We start from the raw sequence: 3,746 nt of genomic DNA, 5'->3' as shown, positions 1-3,746 counted from the left end.
TGAGGCTGAATTAGATCTTTCCTCTGCACGCGGTGTGTTATGGGTGGGTGATGTGATTTGTGATCCACAAACGACGTTGGCAAATCGAGATTAGGGCTCTAATTATTATGTTTAGAAAAAGTCTATTTCTTATTTTAAGTTTATTTTCTACATATGCTTATAGCGGACATTATAATAACTCAATTATTTTTATTGAGAACAATATTGATAACGAATTTTTTATCGCACCAAGAAAAGTAGATCCCCGCTTTAGTGGCGCTAACGTCTTTACAAAATACAACCTTGATAAACAAGATAGTTTAGGTTATATGGGATATGGAAGTGATGGGGCATCAGCCAAAAAAGGGGGATATTTAGATATTTGGCTAGATGATTCAACTATAAAAACCCCTTTTCTTGGACAACGTTGTAAAAAAGACGATAGTTCTTGTCCTAGCGATGGAATATTAAAAGCAGATTATCTCTTTGATAATGGCGCTTATCACATTCCAATAACAACAACCGGCGGTGGAGCAAATATTCCCAGAGGGATATTTTCTGATTCAATATATCAATTTATAAAGCAACTTCCGATTTCTTCTATGCATACCTTTAATTACTCCTTTTGTTCCACTATGGATGATTATAACCCTAAAAATGGACAAACCTGCCAGTCTGTCGGAGGGAAAACTGGAGGACATATATTTGATATTACGAAAGATGGGCATTTAACATTAAAATCAACTAATGCGTTACAAGAAATCTTTGTTGATAGTAATGGTAATGCTGTATTAGGGTTAGGTTCTCAGTTTTGCGAAAATGCTATTGTGGACAAAAAACAAGGTATTATGTGTTCACTTGTCGCCTATAACTACGAAGGCACATTTAAAAATTACAGTATCAGGATCAGTTTAAAACTTCACAGTATCTTAGATTCAATAAGTAGTAAGGCAAAAAATTCGCTCCTTATAGGAGATGGAAATAATTCATGGGTATCAGGAACTTCAGCAATAAATATAGATAAAGTTATAACTAATGGTGATGGTGATATTTTTATTTTCATGGGACAGGATTTTCTAAAAGAGATCATCTCCAACCAAATTGATTTAGCTAAAAGCCAAGAGTTATTTACCTTCTTTATTGATAATACAAGATTATCACAATCTGGCTATTATGAATTTACCCCTTCTAACACGATAATTATCAAGCCTCGCGATTATGGCATTAGTATTGTCTCTAAAGAACTAGTGAGTAACCCTCATAAAGAAGGAAAAGTAGGCGATAAAGAGCCGCCGCTAACCTTCGACTATATCGTCACAACCAGTGCATTTCGCCAAGCAAATAAAATTACGGCCTCTGTTGAAGGACCTAAAACAATCGTTCGTGGCCAACCTTACTGCTTATTTAGCTCCAAAGATAAAAAGATGAACGTGCCGTTTTCAGCTTACCTGACTTATACCGATGAAGGGGGTTCAAAAGTTAAAACCCGCACAGCTTGTGATAATGAGCCTATCTCCATTAAAGAAGCCTTATGGACACAAACCACATGGCCTTATCCTTATCAGTTAGAGGGTTATTTTTATCGTACCGATTTACAACTCACCTTCCCAATGAATGAAAGTACCTCTCTTTTCTCAATGGAGGGTGAAGACTGGATTGGCGTGGTAGAAGCTAGCGGTTATGTCAATGTATTTGCTGAATGGTCTGGTCCAGACATTCATTAAACAATAGCCGGTCAATTAGCGGGTATAAATTGCGTGTTTATGCCCGTTTTTTTATTTTTAATAATGCACGATGATTTTTGTATTAATGATATTATAGACTTCTTTATTATCATTCATTAAAACGGGTTAACTAAAGAAAAAAAATGAAAAGAATGAAAAGAATATTAAATTTTATCAGTATATTAACGCTTTACAGTCTGACATTTTCAGCTCAAGCGCTTTATGTTGGCTCTGAAGTTTTTACCCTTGAGTCGGATAAATCTTTTTTTTCTCGCACTTATCTTAATAATACTGACAGAACGAATCTTTATAAAATTCATGTCTATAAAATAGAAAAACCGGGAGGCAAAGAAAAAGATGAAAAACAACTCCCCATAGATGATGGTGAAATACTTTATACACCTTTGCAAAAAGTATTATTACCTAATGAACACGAGTTTTTTAAATTATTTTATAAAGGCGCTAAAGACGATAAAGAACGTTATTATCGCATTATTATTGAAGAAACACCGATTAACTTAGTACCCTATCAGGAAAACAGTAAACAACCTTTAGTCGTTCCGACTGTTGGGTTAAATACCGTGATGGTTATTCGTCCTCGTGAAATGAAATTCACTTATGATCATAACAATATTGCCGGAACCATCAAAAATACAGGCAATACTTATTTTCGCTTACTGTTAAATGATAAGTGTGATTCTGATGAAGAAAATGCCAAAATATTACAGATATTACCTGGCGAAAGTTACCAACATCCTTGGTTAAAGAAAGAGCATAAACAGTTTATTATTGCTTTTGACCGTTATCTTGGATTAGAAAATAATTGTGCTAAAAACTAATTTACTATTGATATTAAAAAGGTCACTTAATAATTTAAGTGACCTTTTTAAATAATTTTCATCTAAATAAATAATAATTAAGGTTGATGATTAGGATCTATTACAATCTCTAATTCTTTATTACTATTTAAGCGATAATATTTAAAAGAGTTAATCCTTTGATTTCCTTTAATATCATTAGGATATTCGCCGTTATCATCTTCAGTATAAAAAAGCAGAACATCAGGCCGATTATCTATTTTTGTTAAAATAGCTAATACACTACTACGATCACATTTAACCCACTCAATAGTATCTTTCACAATAACTGTTGATCGAAAGTGGGTTATAATACGATTTCCTTCTCCTAAACAAACTATTGTTTGTTTTTCAACTAAATCATCTACTTCTTGATTTAAAGATTCATTATTGATATCTGCGTAAAAATAATTTCCTGTAGATAAAACTGTTTTACACCCGTTAGAACTAACGCGTGTTCTCTCCCCTGTTGATACAATAATGTTATTAGTTGAAGGTGAATAATCATATATATGAGAGTTTTTTCCTGTACTAATTAATTTAGTATTCCGGACACAATATTCTACAGGTGATGTATAAATAGTTGATTCTTCCCCTGAAGAAAAACAGATACTATCTTCTAAAAACTTATATTTATCATGATATCCATTTTCAGGTATTAAACTTTGTGATCCCAATAATTCATACCCTGTATAAAAAATTGTATTATCACCTAAGGCGCAGTTTACTGATTTATTACCCGGACAAATTATGGCGCTATCACCAAAGGTAACAAACTTACTGCCTGTTGCAGGATTAAACTCAGAAGGATTTTCATAAACGGTTTCACTTGAATCACCGTATATTTGAGCTCCCTCTTCAAAACATACAACTTCTGCATTATTACTTTGAGCATAAACATAAGCGGGTAATTCTTCATTACCTGATGCGACTACTTTTACATTGTCATTAACAACAAAAACATTGGTTTTTGAACTAATATAATTACTTTTATTTACATTAATATTTTTCATTAAAATATCCTTATTTTTTTATTAAATAATGCACTTCATCCTTTTCAGTGCACATACTGACATTCAAACACTCAAAATGGCTGTATTTATATACAGTATATTATATTTTAAAATTGTTAATGCCAACTCCATCACAAATTATATTTTCTTTTTTATTTGAAAGAAAATGTAAC

At 32.4% G+C, this 3,746-nt stretch carries 3 protein-coding genes; 2 read left to right on the top strand and 1 reads right to left on the bottom strand.

All coding sequences use genetic code 11. The features are described 5' to 3' along the window. Positions 1–107 precede the first annotated feature (107 nt). Complete coding sequence (locus JEP40_RS18870) at positions 108–1,703, top strand: fimbrial protein (RefSeq protein WP_198624796.1); 1,596 nt, start codon at positions 108–110, stop codon at positions 1,701–1,703. Between the two features lie 143 nt (positions 1,704–1,846). Further along, positions 1,847–2,542: a fimbrial protein gene (locus tag JEP40_RS18865; protein WP_198624795.1), complete on the top strand. Its 696-nt coding sequence runs from the start codon at positions 1,847–1,849 to the stop codon at positions 2,540–2,542. A 77-nt stretch (positions 2,543–2,619) separates the two neighbouring features. Here the strand turns inward: JEP40_RS18865 and JEP40_RS18860 are convergent, their stop codons facing one another. Next, positions 2,620–3,573: a hypothetical protein gene (locus JEP40_RS18860; protein ID WP_198624794.1), complete on the bottom strand. Its 954-nt coding sequence runs from the start codon at positions 3,571–3,573 to the stop codon at positions 2,620–2,622. Positions 3,574–3,746 lie beyond the last annotated feature (173 nt).

Origin of the sequence: Proteus vulgaris, assembly GCF_016239305.1 — a bacterium.
Lineage (GTDB): Bacteria > Pseudomonadota > Gammaproteobacteria > Enterobacterales > Enterobacteriaceae > Proteus > Proteus vulgaris_C.
This window is presented reverse-complemented; position numbering and strand designations above follow the sequence as displayed.

What these genes read in the sequence shown, in the direction of transcription:
- JEP40_RS18865 (WP_198624795.1), top strand. Translation starts at nt 1,847, where the DNA reads ATGAAAAGAATGAAAAGAATATTAAATTTTATCAGTATATTAACGCTT.
- JEP40_RS18870 (WP_198624796.1), top strand. Translation starts at nt 108, where the DNA reads ATGTTTAGAAAAAGTCTATTTCTTATTTTAAGTTTATTTTCTACATAT.
- JEP40_RS18860 (WP_198624794.1), bottom strand. Translation starts at nt 3,573, where the DNA reads ATGAAAAATATTAATGTAAATAAAAGTAATTATATTAGTTCAAAAACC.